Origin of the sequence: Dietzia papillomatosis NBRC 105045 (assembly GCF_001570845.1) — a bacterium.
Taxonomy (GTDB): domain Bacteria; phylum Actinomycetota; class Actinomycetes; order Mycobacteriales; family Mycobacteriaceae; genus Dietzia; species Dietzia cinnamea.
On sequence record NZ_BCSL01000004.1, the window covers coordinates 22,761 to 38,585 of the forward strand.

Genomic DNA, 15,825 nt, shown 5'->3' on the forward strand with positions numbered 1-15,825 from the left:
CCTCGGAGAAGGAGATCCGGCCCGCGGTCGGGTGCAGTCGGGGATCAGTGCTCGTCGTCGCGACGAGTACGGTTCTCCTCCTGCAGCGTCGTGAGCATCGAGTGCTCACGGTGGTGCTTGTCGTGCTCGGCCTCGTCGAGCAGACGCGCCTCCTCGACGGGGTCGGGGGTGAGCGCACCGCGCGGGGGCCGACCCGCGACGCCGAGCTGGTTCATCTTGGTGGGCACCTTGGCGCCGGCGTACTCGAGCGGGACGGCGTGGCCGTGCTCGTCGATCTCGCCGAGGGGCTGGTGGACCTCGATGAACTCGCCCTGCGGCATCCGCATGATGATGCCGGTCTCGATGCCGTGTTCCAGCACCTCGCGGTCCGAGCGCTGGAGGCCCAGGCACAGACGGTAGGTGAAGAAGTACACCAGCGGCGGGAGCAGGATGAGCCCGATACGTCCGGCCCACGTCGTCGCGTTGAGCGAGATGGCGAAGTGGTACGCGATGAGGTCATTGGAACCCATCAGGACCAGGATCACGTAGAAGGTGATCGCCATCATGCCGGAGGCGGTACGAACCGGCACGTCACGCGGGCGCTGGAGCAGGTTGTGGTGCGCCTTGTCGCCCGTGATCTTGGCCTCGATCTGCGGGTACAGGAACATCAGCACGACCATGGCGCCGAGCATGACGGCCACCCACGTGGTCGCCGGGATCGTGTACGGGCCGAGGTAGAGCTCCCAGGCCGGCATCACACGGGCGCCGCCCTCGGTCCACAGCATGTACCAGTCGGGTTGCGAACCGGCGGAGATGTGCGACGGGTTGTATGGCCCGAGATTCCATATCGCGTTGATCGTGAACAAGCCCGAGAAGAGCATGAGCATGCCGACGGTGATGGCACCGAACGCGATCGACTTGACGGCGAAGACCGGGAGGATCCGGACGCCGACGACGTTCTTCTCCGTGCGGCCGGGCCCGGGGAACTGCGTGTGCTTCTGGTACCACACCAGCGCGAGGTGAGCGGCGATCAGCGCGAGGATGATGGCCGGGATGATCAGCACGTGCAGGACGTAGAAGCGGGGGATCATGATCTCGCCGGGGAAGTCCCCGCCGAAGATCATCCAGTGCATCCAGGTTCCGATCACGGGCAGACCCACGATGATCGCGGAGGTGATGCGGAGGCCGGTGCCCGAGAGCACGTCGTCCGGCAGACCGTAGCCGAGGAAGCCCTCGACGATGCCCAGGAGCAGCAGCACGCAACCGATGGTCCAGTTGGCCTCACGCGGGCGGCGGAACGCGCCGGTGAAGAAGATGCGGATCATGTGGACGACCATCGAGGCCACGAACAGCAGGGCCGCCCAGTGGTGGATCTGTCGCACGAAGAGTCCGCCACGGACCTCGAACGAGATGTCCAGCGCGGTCTCGTAGGCACGAGACATCTCGATGCCGTTGAGCGGAGCGTACGCACCCTGGTAGATCACCTTCGACATGGAGGGGTCGAAGAACAGGGTGAGGTAGACACCCGAGATCAGCAGGATGATGAAGCTGTACAGGGCGATCTCGCCCAGCAGGAAGGACCAGTGGGTCGGGAAGACCTTGTTGATCTGCCGGCGCAGACCCTTGGCCATGGTGTACCGCGCGTCGAGGCCGTCGCCCAGGGACGCGAGTCTTGTGTTAGTGCTCATGAACGACGCTCCCAGAAGGCGGGTCCGACCGGCTCGACGAAGTCACCGTTGGCGACGAGGTAACCCTCGCTGTCCACGGCGATGGGCAGCTGCGGAAGCGCGCGGGCGGCGGGGCCGAAGACCGGCTTCGCGTACTCGAGCGCGTCGAACTGCGACTGATGGCACGGGCAGAGGAATCGATGGGTCTGCTGCTCGTACAGCGAGGTGGGGCAGCCGAGGTGGGTGCAGATCTTCGAGTAGGCGTACAGGTCGCCGTAGTTGAAGTTCTCCTGGCCCTTGCGCTTGACGACGCGGGCCGCGTCCTCGGGGCGGAAACGGATCAGCATGACCGAGTTACGCGAACCGTGGATCGAGTGCATGTGCTCCTCGAAGTTGCCCAGGGCGCTCGCGGGCAGCGGGAAGACGGACTCGAGGCCACCGGCGGCGAGGTCGTCGACGCGGATGCGCTCGAGGCGGCCCTCACCGGCGGGGGGATGCCCGTCGGGGTAGACCTTGCCGGTGTCGCGGCCGAGGTACACCTTCTCCGGCGGCAGGCCGTCGGGGCGGTTCTCGGAGGCGAGGGTCCAGCCGGTGGTGTGGAGGGTGCCGTCACCGGAGAGGGTCATCTCTCCGCGCTTCCACGGGTTCTTGATCATGCCGCCGAGGGGCAGGATCGCGGACAGGCCGATGAGACCGACGCTCGCGCCGAGGAAGCCGCCCATGACCTTGCGGCGGCCGAGGGTGGAGGTCTTCCACGAGTCGTTGAGCTCGGCGACGATCGTGCGGCGGTCGACCTCGTCGGACGGGCCGTCGTGGCGCGTCTGGACCGAGATCTCCTCGGGGACGAACTTCTTGGTGAACTGCACGGCGCCGAAGCCCAGGAACAGGATCGACAGGCCGATCGTGCCGCCGAGCAGCGGCGTGTACGCCATGTACAGCCAGTAGCCGTCCTCACCCTCACCGCGGTACTCCCACGGCCAGAAGATGTAGACGACGGCGAAGGCGAGGGCGAACAGTGCCGACAGCGCGAACCAGGTGGTGACGGTGCGCGCGGCGCGCTTCTCGGCGCGGGTGGTCACGCCCTCGGGCCAGCGGCTCTCGCGGTGCCGGATCTCGACTCCGTCGAGCCGGGTGCCCAGCTCGACGAGCTCGGCCTCGCTCATGCGGTCCAGGTCCGCCGGTGACGGGTTCTTCGGGGTCTCACTCATGAACGGGATCCGATCCACAGGGTCGCACCGATGAGGGCGACGATGCCGACAAGCCAGATAGCCACGCCCTCGGTCACCGGGCCGAGACCGCCGAGGCCGTAGCCACCGGGCGAGACCTTGTTATCCGTGGCCTTGATGTAGGCGATGATGTCCTTCTTCTCGTCAGGCGTGAGCTGCCGGTCCGAGAACTTGGGCATGTTCTGCGGGCCGGTGAGCATGGCCTGGTAGATCTCCTGCTCGTTGGCAGGGTCCAGAACCGGCGCGTACTTACCGCCGGAGAGTGCTCCGCCGCGGCCGGTGAAGTTGTGACAGGACGCGCAGTTGAGCCGGAACAGCTCGGAACCGCGGGCGATCTCCTCGGCGGTGCTCTGCCCGGAAGCGCCCCGCAGCGACTCCTGCGCGATCGTGCCGTCGGGATCGGTGACGATCTCGGGACCGCCGCCGAAGAGGTGGACGTACGCCGCGAGAGCCATGATCTGCTGCTCGCTGTAGCGGGGCTTCTTCCGCTCGGCCTGCGCCTCGTTGTCCGCGGCCGGCATGCGACCGGAGTGCACCTGGAAGTAGACCGAACCCGCGCCGACGCCTACGAGCGAGGGGCCGCGGTCCTCGACACCCTGCAGATTCTGCCCGTGGCAGGTGATGCAGGCGACGTCGTAGATCGACTTGCCCTCGGCGATGAGTGCGGCCTGGTCCTGCTGGGCCGTCGCCACCTGCGGCTCCGGGACGACGGCGGTGGCGATGGCTCCCGCTCCGAGGAGGCCGGCAGCGATGACGAGCGCGCCGGTCGCCTTACGGCGCCGCTTGGTGGAGACCGACCGCGTCGGGGTCGTCGCCGGGTCCGGCGACGGCGTATCCGCAGCGGCTGGGTGAGGTGAGTTCATTGTGAGTTCCCTTTGGTGTTGGGACCTGCTGGACACAGCGTCCTGCGGCCAGCTGACTACTGAATGAAGTAGATGGTGACGAAGAGGCCGATCCAGACCACGTCGACGAAGTGCCAGTAGTAGGACACCACGATGGCGGCGGTGGCCTGCGCCGGGGTGAACCGCGACATCGTCGTACGCATCACGAGAACGACGAAGGCGATGACGCCCGCGGCGACGTGGAGCCCGTGGAAGCCGGTGGTGATGAAGAAGACGGACCCGTAGACGCTGGAGGAGATGGTGGTCCCCTCGAGGTACAGCATCACGTACTCGTACGCCTGGCCGATGAGGAAGACGGTGCCCATGACTGCGGAGATGACGTACCACCGCCGCAGTCCGAAGACATCGCCCTGCTCCGCGGCGAACACGCCCAGCTGGCAGGTGAACGACGATGCCACGAGGATCACCGTGATCGTCAGGGCGAACGGCACGTTCAGATGCGTCGGGTAGGAGGGCCAGTCACCTCCCGAGTTCGCCTTGGAGACGAAGTACATCGCGAACAGGCCCGCGAAGAACATCAGCTCCTGGGACAGCCAGATGATGGTGCCCACACTGACCATGTTCGGCCGATTCAGCGAATGAACACGCTGGGCCATGGCCGATCCTGAGTTATCTACTGCGCTCGTCACGTGGCCAAGTATGACCCCTGAGGTGGGGCGAGTCTGCATGGACCCCCGAAATCGGCGTGTCCGCTCAGCGTTTCCGCAGGTCGCCTCAGATACGTCACGGTCAGGGGTCGGAAATCGCCCCCCTTGCAGGGGCTATCAGGGGGCTCTCAGGCTGGTCTCCCCGGGCGGTCGCGGCCGCCGTGGCAGGGGACGGCGCGGGCGGCGACGCTACCGGGGTGGCACGATTGATCCCGTGTGGCCGGCCCCTTCGAGTGCCGGTTCCTTTCTATGAGACCAGAGGAGGTCGGGACACGTGGGCAGTTCGGCGGCGATCGACGGGGGCCGGTCCTGGCCCGGAGTACTCGGCACCCTCACGGCGGAGGTGGACCTCGATCCGGCGGACGCGCGGTGGGCGATGTCGCGGATCATGGAGGGCGTCGCGACCGATGCGCAGATCGCCGCGTTCGGAGTGGCCCTGAAGATGAAGGGTGTCACCGGACCCGAGCTCGAGGCGCTCGCCTCGACGATGCTCGACTACTCCCGCCGCGTGCCCACGGACCGCGCCTGCGTGGACATCGTCGGCACCGGCGGCGACCGGCAGGGCACCGTGAACATCTCGACGATGTCGTCATTGGTGGTCAGCGCGTGCGGTGTGCCCGTCGTCAAGCACGGCAACCGGGCGGCGTCCTCCAAGAGCGGAGGGGCGGACGTCCTCGAGGCGCTCGGCGTGGCGATCGATCTGGGGCCCGAGGACGTGGGGCGTTGTCTCGACGAGGTGGGGGTGGCCTTCTGCTTTGCCCCCGTGTTCCACCCCGCTCTGCGCTTCGCCGCGACGCCGCGGCGGGAGATCGGCATCCCGACCGTCTTCAACATCCTGGGGCCGTTGACGAACCCGGCCGCTCCGACGGCGAACCTCATCGGCTGCGCCTTCGAGAATCTCCTCTCGGTGATGGCGGAGGTGTTCGCGCTGCGCGGCCGATCGGCTCTGGTCGTCCGCGGTACGGACGGGCTGGACGAGATCACGATGACGGGTCCGACCCGGGTCCTGCGGGTGTCCGACGGTCAGGTCGACGAGGACCGGATCGAGCCCGCCGACTTCGGGATGAGCACGTGCTCGATCGAGGATCTCCGTGGCGGCGACGGGGTGCACAACGCCGGGGTCGCCCGGGATCTCCTGGCGGGGAAGACCGGGCCGGTGCGTGACGCGGTCCTGCTCAACTCCGCGGCGGCCCTGGTGGCGTTCGACGGGCTCGACAGAGATGCGGACCTGGTGACCGCGATGCGTGCGGCCGTGGACCGGGCGGCGACGGCGATCGACGACGGCGAGGCGGCGCGTCTGCTCGAGAAGTGGGTCGGTTTCAGCGCGAACCGGTGAGTCAGGCGTGGCGGTGATCGGCGGCCGCGCGTTCGGCCCGGTCAGCCCAGTCCGTCAGGGTGTGCGCACCCTGGACGGGGAGCGTCCAGCAGCCGTCGACCGAGACGATGCGGGTCTGCGTGGAGTCGATCCACCGGTGGACGTTCCGGATCTGAGCCTGGGTCGCCCCGGCGAACGGCCCGGGCGCGGGCCGCACGGTGGTCGCGGCGGCCCGTAGGCCGTCGATGACCGGCATCGGCGCGGCTCCGGGTGGGACCGTGCCGGATCCGGCGAGCCGGCCGTGGCGGACGATCGCCACCGCCCAGGCCCGTCGGGGCGCCGGTTGGACGAGCACGATCTCCGCGAGCGCGGCGGTGGCGGCCAGCTCCTGCCGGCGGGCGAGTACCCGGATGAGGGCGGCGGTCCTGTCACGCAGTCTCGCCCCGCGCTCGAAGGCGCCGTCGGCGGCGAGTCGGTCGATCTGCTCGACGAGCGCGTGCAGCGGGGCCTGGTCCCGCCCGTCGGCGAGCGCCGCCCAGCGCTCGGGCGTGGGCCGACCGCCGAACGCCTCGAGGAGGTCCTCCCACGCGGCGCGTGCGTCCTCGGTGCGACGGAACGGCCCGATCGCCGTGGGGTCGTCCGGGATCCGGACGATCGTCGGACGGCTGGCGCGGCCGGTGGGAGGGGAGAGCCACCAGCCTCGGCGAGGGCTGCGGGACCGTCTGTTGAACGGGGGCTGCAGTGAGTCGATGAGTTGTTCCTCGACGGTCCACGCCTCGAGGAGGTGGGCGCACGGCACCGACTCCACCGAGGCGGCCAGGCCGACCATGGTGCGCATCCGCCCGCGGGTGTCCCCGCCGGAGTAATAGGAGCGCGCGCGACGACGCACCGAGCCGGATGACCCGACGTACAGCGGCCCGCCGGCCTCGTCGCGGAAGACGTAGACCCCGGGGCCGTCGGTGAGCGCCTCGGTGAGGGTCGCGCGACGTCGGATCTCGGGAGCCAGGCGGCCGTCGTACGCCAGCAGTTCGGAGAGGGTGGACACCCCGCAGTCACCCACCCGCGAGATGAGGGCGTGCAGCACGTCCACCGTGGCGCGCGCGTCCTGTAGGGCGCGGTGATTGGGCTCGACCGTGGCGCCCAGGTGTGCGGCCAGGACCCCGAGCCGGTGGCCACGCGTCTCGCCGCGGTGCAGCACCCGCCGGGCGAGTGCGAGGGTGCACACGGACGGGGGATCCGGCCACCGGTGGCCCGTCGCGGCTGCGGCGGCGCGGAGGAAGCCGAGGTCGAATCTGGCGTTGTGTGCCACCAGGACAGCGCCGCGCGAGAACTCGAGGAACGTCGCCATCACCTCGCCGAGGGACGGTGCGCCGACGAGGTCCTCCGGGGCGATCCCCGTCAGCCTGCTGATGTGCCCCGGCAGTACGCCGTCGATCGAGACGAAGGTGGACAGCTCCGCCTGCACCTCGCCTCCCCGGATCCGGACGGCGCCGATCTCGGTGATCTCGTCGCCGCCCGGCTTGGTGCCGGTGGTCTCGAGGTCGACGACGACGAAGGTCACCTCGGACAGCAGCGGCTCGAGCTCGTCGAACGCGCCCTGCGCGCCGACGGGTGCCGGTGAGGTGGAGGGGGGCATGGCGGAGACGGTAGCGGCGGGGTCGGACATCGCCGTCCGGGGGCGGCGTCCGGGTCACGGTCCGGGGGAGTGTGTCGTACCCGGTTCCTAGGGTGCCTCCCGGGCCGACCGCCGCGGCCGGATCGCGGCGCGATAACGAACGGGCAACACGCCCAGGACGGAATGTGAGGTAGATCATGGTGTCAATGGATTGCGCTCGCTGCCCGGCGGTGGCGGGCGACTGTGAAGGCTGCATCGTCTCCCTGCTGCTCGGCGAGAAGGACCAGGTAGACGAGCTTTCTCCGGAGTCCTGCGGGTACGTGCTGGACCCGGAGGTGCGGACGGCGATCGACGTCCTCCGAGCCGCGGGCATGGTGACGTCCATCGACATCCTGGCCGCGGAAACCGCCGCGTGAGCGGGGAACTGGACTTCGGCGAGATGGTTTCGTAACCTTTTCGAGACCTCGGAAGTCATTCCCCGCCCGCCGGTGGGGAGCCGGGGTCACGCCTAAGCGCCCGAGGGCGCGCCGGGGAACCACGTTCCACTGGGGTGAATCGCTCGACGACCGGGAGGTCGGCGAGCGTAGGACAGACTTCCGTGTCCGAACCCGTCAGCTAACCCGGTCGGTGTCGCAGGAAGAAAGAGGTAAAGTCTCTCGTGGGAGCCCACAGCATCAAGACCAGCTCGACCGGCCGCCGCGTGGCCGCCGCCGGACTGCTCGCCGCCGGAGCCGCTGTCGCGGGCTCCGGGACCGCGTCCGCCGCGCCCGTGACCGTCGACGTCCCCGTCGAGCTGCGGCTGCCGGGTGTTCCGGCCCAGGTCACCATCGACGTCCCGGAGGGCATCGCCCTTCCGGCCGGCCTCCAGCAGGCCGCCCAGGCGGCCCCGGCCGCTCCGGTCGAGTTCGCCACCCCGGCGCCCGAGGTCTCCACCGGCCAGCGCATTCTGGACGCGGCCACCACTCGTGTCGGCTCGCCTTACGCCTGGGGAGCGACCGGCCCCAGCTCGTTCGACTGCTCCGGCCTGACCTCGTGGGCCTACAAGGAGGCGGGGATCTCGATCCCGCGCACGAGCCAGGCCCAGATCGGCGGCGGCACGCAGGTGGCCAAGTCCGACCTGCAGCCCGGTGACATCGTCGCCTTCTACAGCGGCGCGTCCCACGTCGGCATCTACGCCGGCAACGGTCAGGTCGTCCACGCCCCGTACTCCGGTACCTCCGTGAGCTACGCGCCGGTCGACTCGATGCCGTTCTACGGCGCCACCCGCTACTACTGAGCGGGTCGGGTCTCCGACTTCTACGCACCCCGCCTGTGACCGGTCGTGTACCGGACCCGGGCGGGGTGTGTCGTATGTAACATCCCCTCTCGGGTGCCGGATGCCTTCGCAGGTGTCCGGATCGGCCCCGCCCAGGCGAACCCCGGATCCGAGAGACCGACGAGAGCAGATGAAGCCCCGTGCCCGCGCGAACAGGCTCGCCGCCGCCGCGGCGGTCGTGGTGCTGCTGGCCGTCGCCGGTGTCACCGCTCAACCCACCGCCACTGCTCAGCCCACCGTTCCCGTCGCCGCCTCCACGACGACCGCGGCCCCCGCGGCTGACGCTCCCCCCACTCTGAGCGAGAGCGCGGTCCATGCGCCGGCCTCCGCCTCGCGCGGTGCTCCGGAGGGCTCCGTGTCCGCGGCGGGCGAGGACCTGGCCGAGTTGGCGCGGCTGTCCGAGGAGGCGGGGGCTCTCGGCGAGGAACTCCACCTGGCCCGCGCGGAACTCGACCGCGCCGAGCGGGAGCGCGATCGCCTCGAGCTGGCCGCCGGGGCAGCCGCCGGCCGAGCCGCGGTGGCCGACGGTGCGGCCGTGAGGGATCAGTCCCTCGTCGACCACCTCGCCGCCATGAGGTACCGAGGTGGCGACCCGGGCGCGACCCGGGCCGCGATGCTGGCCGAGAGCCCACGGGACCTCGTGCACAGATTGGACGCGCTACGCCGGCTGTCCGGCGCGACCACGAGCGCACTGGACGCCTCGCGGGCGGCTTCCGAGACGGCCGCACGCCTCCGGGATGACGCCACCAGGGCCGCGGATACGGCGCGGGCCTCCGCTCGCGCGGCGCGAGAGCACGCCGATCACCTCGACCGGCGCATGGCCGAGATGCGCGAACTCATGGACGAGGTACGTCGCCGCGTGGACTCCCTGTCGGACGGGCAGCGGGCCCTGTGGGTCGGCGGGCCGGTGATGCCCGCCGGTTACGTCGCCCCGCCCGTGGACGACACCAACTCGGCCGCGCTCCGCGTGGCACTGACCCGGCTCGGCGCTCCGTACTCGTGGGGCGCCACCGGTCCCGACGAGTTCGACTGCTCCGGGCTCATGGTGTGGTCGTACGCCCGGGAGGGCAAGACCCTGCCACGATCGAGCCAGGCGCAGGCGGTCTCCGGGGCGCCCGTGGCGATGCGGGACGCCCGTCCCGGCGATCTCGTCATCTACTACCCGGAGGCAACCCACGTGGGGATGTACGCCGGCGACGGCCTGGTGCTGCACGCCCCGACCTACGGCGTCCCCGTCAGACTGGAGAGGGTCGACGCTATGCCGATCCACTCGATCCGGCGGTACTGACCGCGCGCCAACGGCCCCGTGACGTTTCCGGGGCGCACGGGTCGTGCCGGGTCGCGCGGGGCCGGTGTAGGTGCTGTGGCAGGCTCGGAGTCGATGACCAAGACCCTGCTGATCACCAACGACTACCCGCCGCGCCCCGGCGGGATCCAGTCCTATCTCGAGACGTACCTGAGCCACCTCGACCCCGCCGAGGTCGCGGTCCTCGCGTCGACGTTCCGCGGTGCCGAGTCCGCCGAGTACGACGCGTCGAAGCCCTATCTCGTGGAGCGCGTGCCCACCGAGATGTTGCTGCCGACGCCGGACCTGGCGGCCCGGGCGCGCCGCCTCGCCTCGGATTTCGGGGCGACGACGATCTGGTTCGGGGCGGCCGCCCCGCTCGCGGCCATGGCCCCGGTCCTGCGTGAGGGTCCCGTGGAGCGGATCGTGGCGAGTACCCACGGGCACGAGGTGGGATGGTCGATGCTCCCCGGGTCGCGTCAGGTCCTGCGCGTGATCGGGGAGTCGACCGACGCGATCACCTACGTCAGTGACTACACGCGAAGGCGCGTCTCCGCGGCCTTCGGCCCCCGGGCACGGCTGGTGCGTCAACCGGGCGGTGTCGACACGGAACGGTTCCGCCCGGACCCGGTCAGGCGCCGGGCGATCCGGGACCGCTACGGGGTCGCGGACCGCGACGTGATCGTGTGCTTGTCCCGTCTCGTGCCGCGGAAAGGTCAGGATGCGCTCATCCGCGCGATGCCGGAGATCGCCCGCCGGGTGCCCGGGGCCGTCCTCGTCGTCGTCGGCGGGGGGCCGTACAGACGGACGCTCGAGGGGCTCGCACGCCGGTACGGCGTGGCGGACCGGGTCATCTTCTCCGGCCGGATCCCCGCGGACGAGATCGTCGACCACCACCGCATGGCCGACGTCTTCGCGATGCCGTGCCGCACGCGCGGCGGCGGGCTGGACGTGGAGGGACTGGGGATCGTCTACCTCGAGGCCTCGGCGTGTGGCGTACCGGTGGTGGCGGGGCGTAGCGGGGGAGCACCGGAGACGGTCCGGGATGGGCGGACCGGACTCGTGGTGGACGGGACCTCGCGGCGCGAGATCGTCGACGCGGTGGCCGGGCTGCTCGAGGACCGTCCGCGGGCGTCCTCGATGGGGCTCAGTGGCCGCCGTTGGGTCCTCGAGAACTGGCGGTGGGAGGACCTGGCGCGGGACATGCAACGCGTGCTCTCGGGGGAGTGACCCGCGAGAGCACGCGTCCGGGCCGTCGTGCCGTCCGGCTCGGCCCGACCGTCAGGCCGCGCCGTCAGGCGTAGAGGGCCTCGATCTGCTCGGCGTACTTCTGGTGCACCACGTTGCGCTTGACCTTGAGAGACGCGGTGAGCTCGCCGGTCTCCTCGGTGAACTGGTCCGGCAGGACGTGGTACTTCTTGATCGACTCCGAGTGCGACACGCTGCGGTTCGCCCGCGCCAACGCCTGATCGAGGTGCTCGATCATGTCGGCGTCCTTGAGCAGCTCGTACAGTGACCCCGACTTGTCGTGGTGGGACTTCCAGCGCTCCAGGGCCTCCGGATCGAGGGTCAGCAGGACGGAGACGAACGGCTTGCCGTCGCCCACACAGACCGCCTCCGCGACCAGGGGATCGGCGCGCAGGGCGTCCTCCAGCTGGTTGGGAGCCACGTTCTTGCCGCCGGCCGTGACGATGATCTCCTTCTTGCGGCCGGTGATCGACAGGTAGCCGTCCTCGTCCAGCGAGCCGAGGTCGCCGGTCCGGAACCAGCCGTCCGTGAAGGACTCGGCGGTCGCCTTCTCGTTCTGCCAGTAGCCGGAGGCCACCACGGGGCCGCTCACCTCGACCTCGCCGTCCTGGGCGATACGGACGGCGCACCCGGGCAGCGGCTGGCCGACGCTGCCGATGCGCATGTGGCCCGGGGTGTTCACCGTGATCGCGGCGCACGTCTCCGTCAGGCCGTAACCCTCGAAGATGTTGACCCCGATGCCGTCGAAGAAGTGGGTCAGCCGGTCACCGAGGGCCGCGCCACCGGAGATGGCGACCTCACAGCGTCCACCGAGGGCGTTGACGAGCTTGGCGTACACGAGCTTCGAGAAGAGGGCGTGGCGCAGCCGGAGGAGCGGACCCACGCGGCCGTCGCCCCGGTTGGCCTTGGAGTACGCCACGGCGGTGTCGGCCGCCTTGTCGAACATCCACGCCTTGACCGTGCCGCCGTCCTGGGCGGTCGCCCGGGCCTTGTTGAAGACCTTCTGGAAGACGCGGGGGACCGCCAGGATGTAGTGCGGCTTCATCTCGCCGAAGGTGTCGACGAGGTTGGTGAGGTCGGAGGAGTGCGCGATCGTCACACCGGCGTGGAAGCCGGCATAGGTGATCGCGCGGGCCAGCACGTGCGCCAACGGGAGGAACATCACCGACGTCGCGTCGATGCGCAGGATCTGGCTGAAGGGCGTCTCGAGCACGGCGAGCGTCTCGGACATGAAGTTGTGGTGGCTGAGCATGACGCCCTTGGGGCGCCCCGTCGTGCCGGAGGTGTAGATGAGTGTCGCGGGCGAGTCGGCCCGCACCGTGGCTCGGCGCTCGTCCAGGACGGAGGCGTCGACCGAGGCGCCCTGGGCGGTGAGAGTCTCCAGAACCGGTTCGGCGCCGTCGATCACGAGGACGTCGGAGACCTCGAGCCCCTCGATGCCCTCGCGGGCCGTCGCCGCGTGGGTGTCGTTCTCGACGATGATCAGCTTCGCGCCGGAGTCCTCCATGATCCACCGGATCTGGTCAGCGCTCGAGCTGTCGTACACCGGCACCGTGACCGCCCCGACCGCCCAGATGGCGAAGTCGATCAGGTTCCACTCGTAGCGCGTGGCGCTGAGCAGGGCGACCCTGTCGCCCGCCTGGACGCCCAGGGCCACGAGGCCGCGGGCGACCGTGCGGACCTCCTCGGCGAACTCACGGTTGGTGACGTCCGTCCACCGCCCGCCGACGGGCTTGAGGAACGCCACGTTCTCCGGAGTCTGTTCCGCTCGGTCGTAGGCCGACTGAACGCAGGACCAGTCGTCGGGGACGGTGAAGGTGGCGGGTGCCGCGACGTATTCGCGCAAAGGGTCCTCCCGGTGGTGACGTTCGTCGTATGTCGGTGACCACACACTATCGCCGCCCCGGCACGGCGACCACGGCGACCGGCACCCTCAGGACTCGGCGTGGGCGCATCCCGGGTCGGGATGTGTGAAGCTGGAGGGCATGAGCGAGCACGACGGCGCCCCCGAGGTCTGGCCGACCAGAGACTCCACCGTGGTCGACGCGTCGGTGGCGGACGTCATGGCGGTCATCGCCGACTTCGCGGCCTATCCGGAGTGGTCCGCGTCGATCGACGCCGCCGAGGTGCTGTCGACGGGCGCGGACGGCCGCCCGGACAGAGTGCGGTTCCAGCTGCGAGCGGGCGCGATCGTCGACGAGTACGTGCTCGTGTACTCCTGGTCGGCGGATCACCGCTCGGTGGAGTGGCGCCTCGAGAGCTCGACGCTGCAGCGGGACCAGCGCGGGTCGTATCGTCTGGAACCCGTGGAAGCCGGCACCCGGGTGGACTACGAACTGGAGATCGAACTGACGGTGCCGGTGATCGGCAGTCTGCGCAGCCGTGCCCAGCGACGCATCCTGGGCGACGCGCTCAGTGAGCTCAAACGACGGGCCGAGTCCCGGTGAACCACACCCGTGTGGTCGTCGTCCTCGGCGGCGACCCGGCCGAACGCGCCGGCGTCACCGGCGGGCTACTCGCGGAGTCCGGGCGGACCGCCCTGGTCCTGACCGGGCACCCTGATGCCGTCGACCCCCGTCTCGACACCTCCGACGAGGGCCCGGTCGAGGTCCGCGCCGACGACCCGACCGCGAGGCTGGAGGCGTACCGATCCGGTGCCGCCGACCCGGATGACGACGTCCTGGCCGCCCTCTCGGCAGGCGGCGACACACCGCTGGCAGCCGTGCTCGGATGGGAGTACGCGCGCCGCGCGGCGGCGTCCGGTTACTGGGACGTCGTCGTGGTCGAACTCGACGGGGACCTGGCCGCCGTCCGCCGCATCGCCGCGGCCGGGGAACTGGCCGCCTTCGTCGAGTCGCAGTGGCCGGCGAACGTGCGCTTCGCGTCCATGGCCGCCGGCGCCCGTGCGGACGCCCGTGTCCGGGAGGCGCACCGGCTCGCGCTGCTCGCCGGTGACGTGGCCGGTTTCCTCTCGGGCCCGCTCGAGGTGATCGTCGTCGGCCGCGCACCGGAGCGGACGGCCGCGATGGCGGCGCTCGCGCGCGGCGCCGTCCGGCCCGAGGTGGCGCCTGACGGCGACGGGGGATACCGCGTCGAATACCCCGTCCCGACCGCGCCCTCCACGCCGGCGTCCGTCGAGGGCGACCGGCTCCGCCTCGAACACGACGGTTTCCGCGCCGTTCTCGGCCTGCCGCCGCTGCTGACCCGCTGCGTCCTCGTCGACTCGACCTTCGACGCCGGCGCCGGGCGGGTCCGGCTACGCTTTCTCCCGGACCCCGATCTGTGGCCGCAGAACCTCGTGCCGACCGGTTCCGCCGACACGGCCGGGTAGTATCCGCATTCGTCGATTGGCACCACGAGAGGACCGGGGACCGCGTTGCTGTACTACCTGTTCAAGTGCGTGCTCATCGGCCCGTTCCTCCGGGTGACGAGTCGGCGGGTCGTGACGGGACGCGAGCACTTCCCGGCCCGGGGGGCCGCTCTCCTCGTCGGCAACCACCAGTCGGTCGCGGACTGGCTGTTCACCCCGCTGCTCCTGCCGCGCCGGGTGACGTTCCTGGCCAAGAGTGACTACTTCACGGGAACCGGCATCCGCGGGATGCTCAGCCGGTGGTTCTTCGCCGGCTCCGGGCAGTACCCGATCGACCGCACCAACGCCGACGCCGCACAGGCGGCGCTGGACGCCGGTCTCGAAGTCCTGTCGTCCGGGCAGATCCTGTGCATCTATCCCGAGGGCACCCGTTCCCCGGACGGACGGCTCTACCGGGGCAAGACCGGGCCGGCCCGGCTGGCGCTGCGCGCGGGCGTGCCGATCATCCCCGTCGGGGTCTCCGGCACCGGCGAGTACGTCCGCAAGGCGACCAGGTTCCGCTTCTTCCCGCGCACCGAGGTCCGCGTTATGCTCGGCGAGCCGCTCGACCTCTCGCCGTGGGCCGGCCGTGAAGGCGACCGGGCGGCCGAGCGCGAGGTCACCGACGAGCTCATGCGTCGCATCCAGGCACTCACCGGCCAGGAGTACGTCCACGACATCTACGGCGCGGACATGAAGAAGCGCTACCAGGCGGTCCGCGAGTCAGGGCACAACCTGCTCGACCAGCCCGTCGACGGACAGCGCTGACGAGGTGCGGTACTTCTACGACTGCGAGTTCATCGAGGACGGCACGACCATCGACCTGGTGTCGGTGGGGGTCGTCGCCGAGGACGGTCGCGAGTTCTACGCGGTGTCCACCGAGTTCGACTCGTCGACGGCCGGCCCGTGGGTCCGCCGCAACGTCCTGCCCAAACTCCCCAACCCGTCGTCCGCGGCGTGGATGTCGAGGGCCCGGATCCGCGACGAGCTGTACGACTTCGTCACGGCCCGGCCCACCGGCCCGGTCGAGATGTGGGCGTGGATCGGCGCCTATGACCACGTCGCGGTGTGCCAGCTGTGGGGCGACATGACGAAGCTCCCGGCGGCGATGCCCAAGTTCACCCGCGACGTCCGCCAACTGTGGGAGCTCGCCGGCCGGCCGGAGCTGCCGGCGCACCCCGGGGGCGCACACGACGCACTCGGTGACGCCCGCCATGTGGCGATGCGGTTCCGGGCCATCGCCGAGCAGGCGCCCCACCTGGGTCTCTGAGGCCTCG

Annotated in this window: 15 protein-coding genes and 1 riboswitch; of the genes, 9 read left to right on the plus strand and 6 right to left on the minus strand. The window is 70.4% G+C overall.

Annotated elements, in window-relative coordinates; all coding sequences use genetic code 11:
- Positions 1–44: 44 nt before the first annotated feature.
- Genes qcrB through ctaE form a run of 4 tightly spaced genes read right to left on the minus strand, consistent with a single transcriptional unit; the run spans position 45 to position 4,403 of the window.
- The gene (gene qcrB / locus DPA01S_RS02150) at positions 45–1,667 is read right to left on the minus strand and encodes a cytochrome bc1 complex cytochrome b subunit (protein WP_061228905.1); all 1,623 of its coding nucleotides are present in this window, start codon (positions 1,665–1,667) and stop codon (positions 45–47) included.
- Positions 1,664–2,854, minus strand: coding sequence for a cytochrome bc1 complex Rieske iron-sulfur subunit (gene qcrA, locus DPA01S_RS02155; protein ID WP_061228938.1), 1,191 nt, complete (start codon positions 2,852–2,854; stop codon positions 1,664–1,666). Before qcrA ends, qcrB begins: the two co-directional genes overlap by 4 nt.
- Complete coding sequence (gene qcrC / locus DPA01S_RS02160) at positions 2,851–3,735, minus strand: cytochrome bc1 complex diheme cytochrome c subunit (protein WP_061228906.1); 885 nt, start codon at positions 3,733–3,735, stop codon at positions 2,851–2,853. The genes qcrA and qcrC overlap by 4 nt, the downstream gene beginning before the upstream one ends.
- A 56-nt stretch (positions 3,736–3,791) precedes the next feature.
- Positions 3,792–4,403, minus strand: coding sequence for an aa3-type cytochrome oxidase subunit III (gene ctaE, locus DPA01S_RS02165; protein ID WP_007632198.1), 612 nt, complete (start codon positions 4,401–4,403; stop codon positions 3,792–3,794).
- A 292-nt stretch (positions 4,404–4,695) separates the two neighbouring features.
- Here ctaE and trpD point away from each other — a divergent pair, with 292 nt between their 5' ends.
- A complete protein-coding gene (gene trpD, locus DPA01S_RS02170; protein ID WP_061228907.1) occupies positions 4,696–5,757 on the plus strand; it encodes an anthranilate phosphoribosyltransferase in 1,062 nt (353 codons plus the stop codon).
- Position 5,758: 1 nt separating this feature from the next.
- Here trpD and DPA01S_RS02175 read toward each other — a convergent pair whose 3' ends face one another.
- Entirely contained in the window at positions 5,759–7,372 is a 1,614-nt protein-coding gene (locus tag DPA01S_RS02175) for a DEDD exonuclease domain-containing protein (RefSeq protein WP_232302961.1), read from the minus strand.
- A gap of 185 nt (positions 7,373–7,557) precedes the next feature.
- Here DPA01S_RS02175 and DPA01S_RS02180 point away from each other — a divergent pair, with 185 nt between their 5' ends.
- The 4 genes from DPA01S_RS02180 to DPA01S_RS02195 all read left to right on the plus strand — a co-directional run bounded on the left by DPA01S_RS02180 (position 7,558) and on the right by DPA01S_RS02195 (position 11,181).
- Positions 7,558–7,767 carry a hypothetical protein gene (locus DPA01S_RS02180; protein ID WP_232302962.1) on the plus strand — a complete coding sequence of 70 codons (210 nt, stop codon included), beginning with the start codon at positions 7,558–7,560 and terminating at the stop codon, positions 7,765–7,767.
- Positions 7,768–7,846: 79 nt separating this feature from the next.
- Positions 7,847–7,996: riboswitch (cyclic di-AMP (ydaO/yuaA leader) on the plus strand.
- Between the two features lie 13 nt (positions 7,997–8,009).
- Positions 8,010–8,627, plus strand: coding sequence for a C40 family peptidase (locus DPA01S_RS02185; RefSeq protein WP_061228910.1), 618 nt, complete (start codon positions 8,010–8,012; stop codon positions 8,625–8,627).
- 169 nt (positions 8,628–8,796) lie between these two features.
- Positions 8,797–9,954, plus strand: a complete 1,158-nt coding sequence (locus tag DPA01S_RS02190) for an NlpC/P60 family protein (RefSeq protein WP_061228911.1) — start codon at positions 8,797–8,799, stop codon at positions 9,952–9,954.
- Positions 9,955–10,047: 93 nt separating this feature from the next.
- The gene (locus DPA01S_RS02195; RefSeq protein ID WP_007632189.1) at positions 10,048–11,181 is read left to right on the plus strand and encodes a glycosyltransferase family 4 protein; all 1,134 of its coding nucleotides are present in this window, start codon (positions 10,048–10,050) and stop codon (positions 11,179–11,181) included.
- A 64-nt stretch (positions 11,182–11,245) separates the two neighbouring features.
- Here DPA01S_RS02195 and DPA01S_RS02200 read toward each other — a convergent pair whose 3' ends face one another.
- Positions 11,246–13,045, minus strand: a complete 1,800-nt coding sequence (locus tag DPA01S_RS02200) for an AMP-dependent synthetase/ligase (RefSeq protein ID WP_007632186.1) — start codon at positions 13,043–13,045, stop codon at positions 11,246–11,248.
- Positions 13,046–13,184: 139 nt separating this feature from the next.
- On the opposite strand from DPA01S_RS02200, the gene DPA01S_RS02205 reads away from it, so the two are divergent.
- From DPA01S_RS02205 to DPA01S_RS02220, 4 genes are read left to right on the plus strand one after another with little or no spacing between them, the layout of a single operon-like run.
- Positions 13,185–13,646: an SRPBCC family protein gene (locus tag DPA01S_RS02205; protein WP_007632184.1), complete on the plus strand. Its 462-nt coding sequence runs from the start codon at positions 13,185–13,187 to the stop codon at positions 13,644–13,646.
- The gene (locus tag DPA01S_RS02210) at positions 13,643–14,530 is read left to right on the plus strand and encodes a hypothetical protein (protein WP_061913762.1); all 888 of its coding nucleotides are present in this window, start codon (positions 13,643–13,645) and stop codon (positions 14,528–14,530) included. Before DPA01S_RS02205 ends, DPA01S_RS02210 begins: the two co-directional genes overlap by 4 nt.
- A gap of 45 nt (positions 14,531–14,575) precedes the next feature.
- Positions 14,576–15,316, plus strand: a complete 741-nt coding sequence (locus DPA01S_RS02215) for a lysophospholipid acyltransferase family protein (RefSeq protein ID WP_061913764.1) — start codon at positions 14,576–14,578, stop codon at positions 15,314–15,316.
- A gap of 4 nt (positions 15,317–15,320) precedes the next feature.
- Positions 15,321–15,818 (plus strand): polyadenylate-specific 3'-exoribonuclease AS, encoded by a 498-nt coding sequence (locus DPA01S_RS02220; RefSeq protein WP_007632179.1) that lies wholly within the window; start codon positions 15,321–15,323, stop codon positions 15,816–15,818.
- The last annotated feature ends 7 nt before the right edge of the window (positions 15,819–15,825 follow it).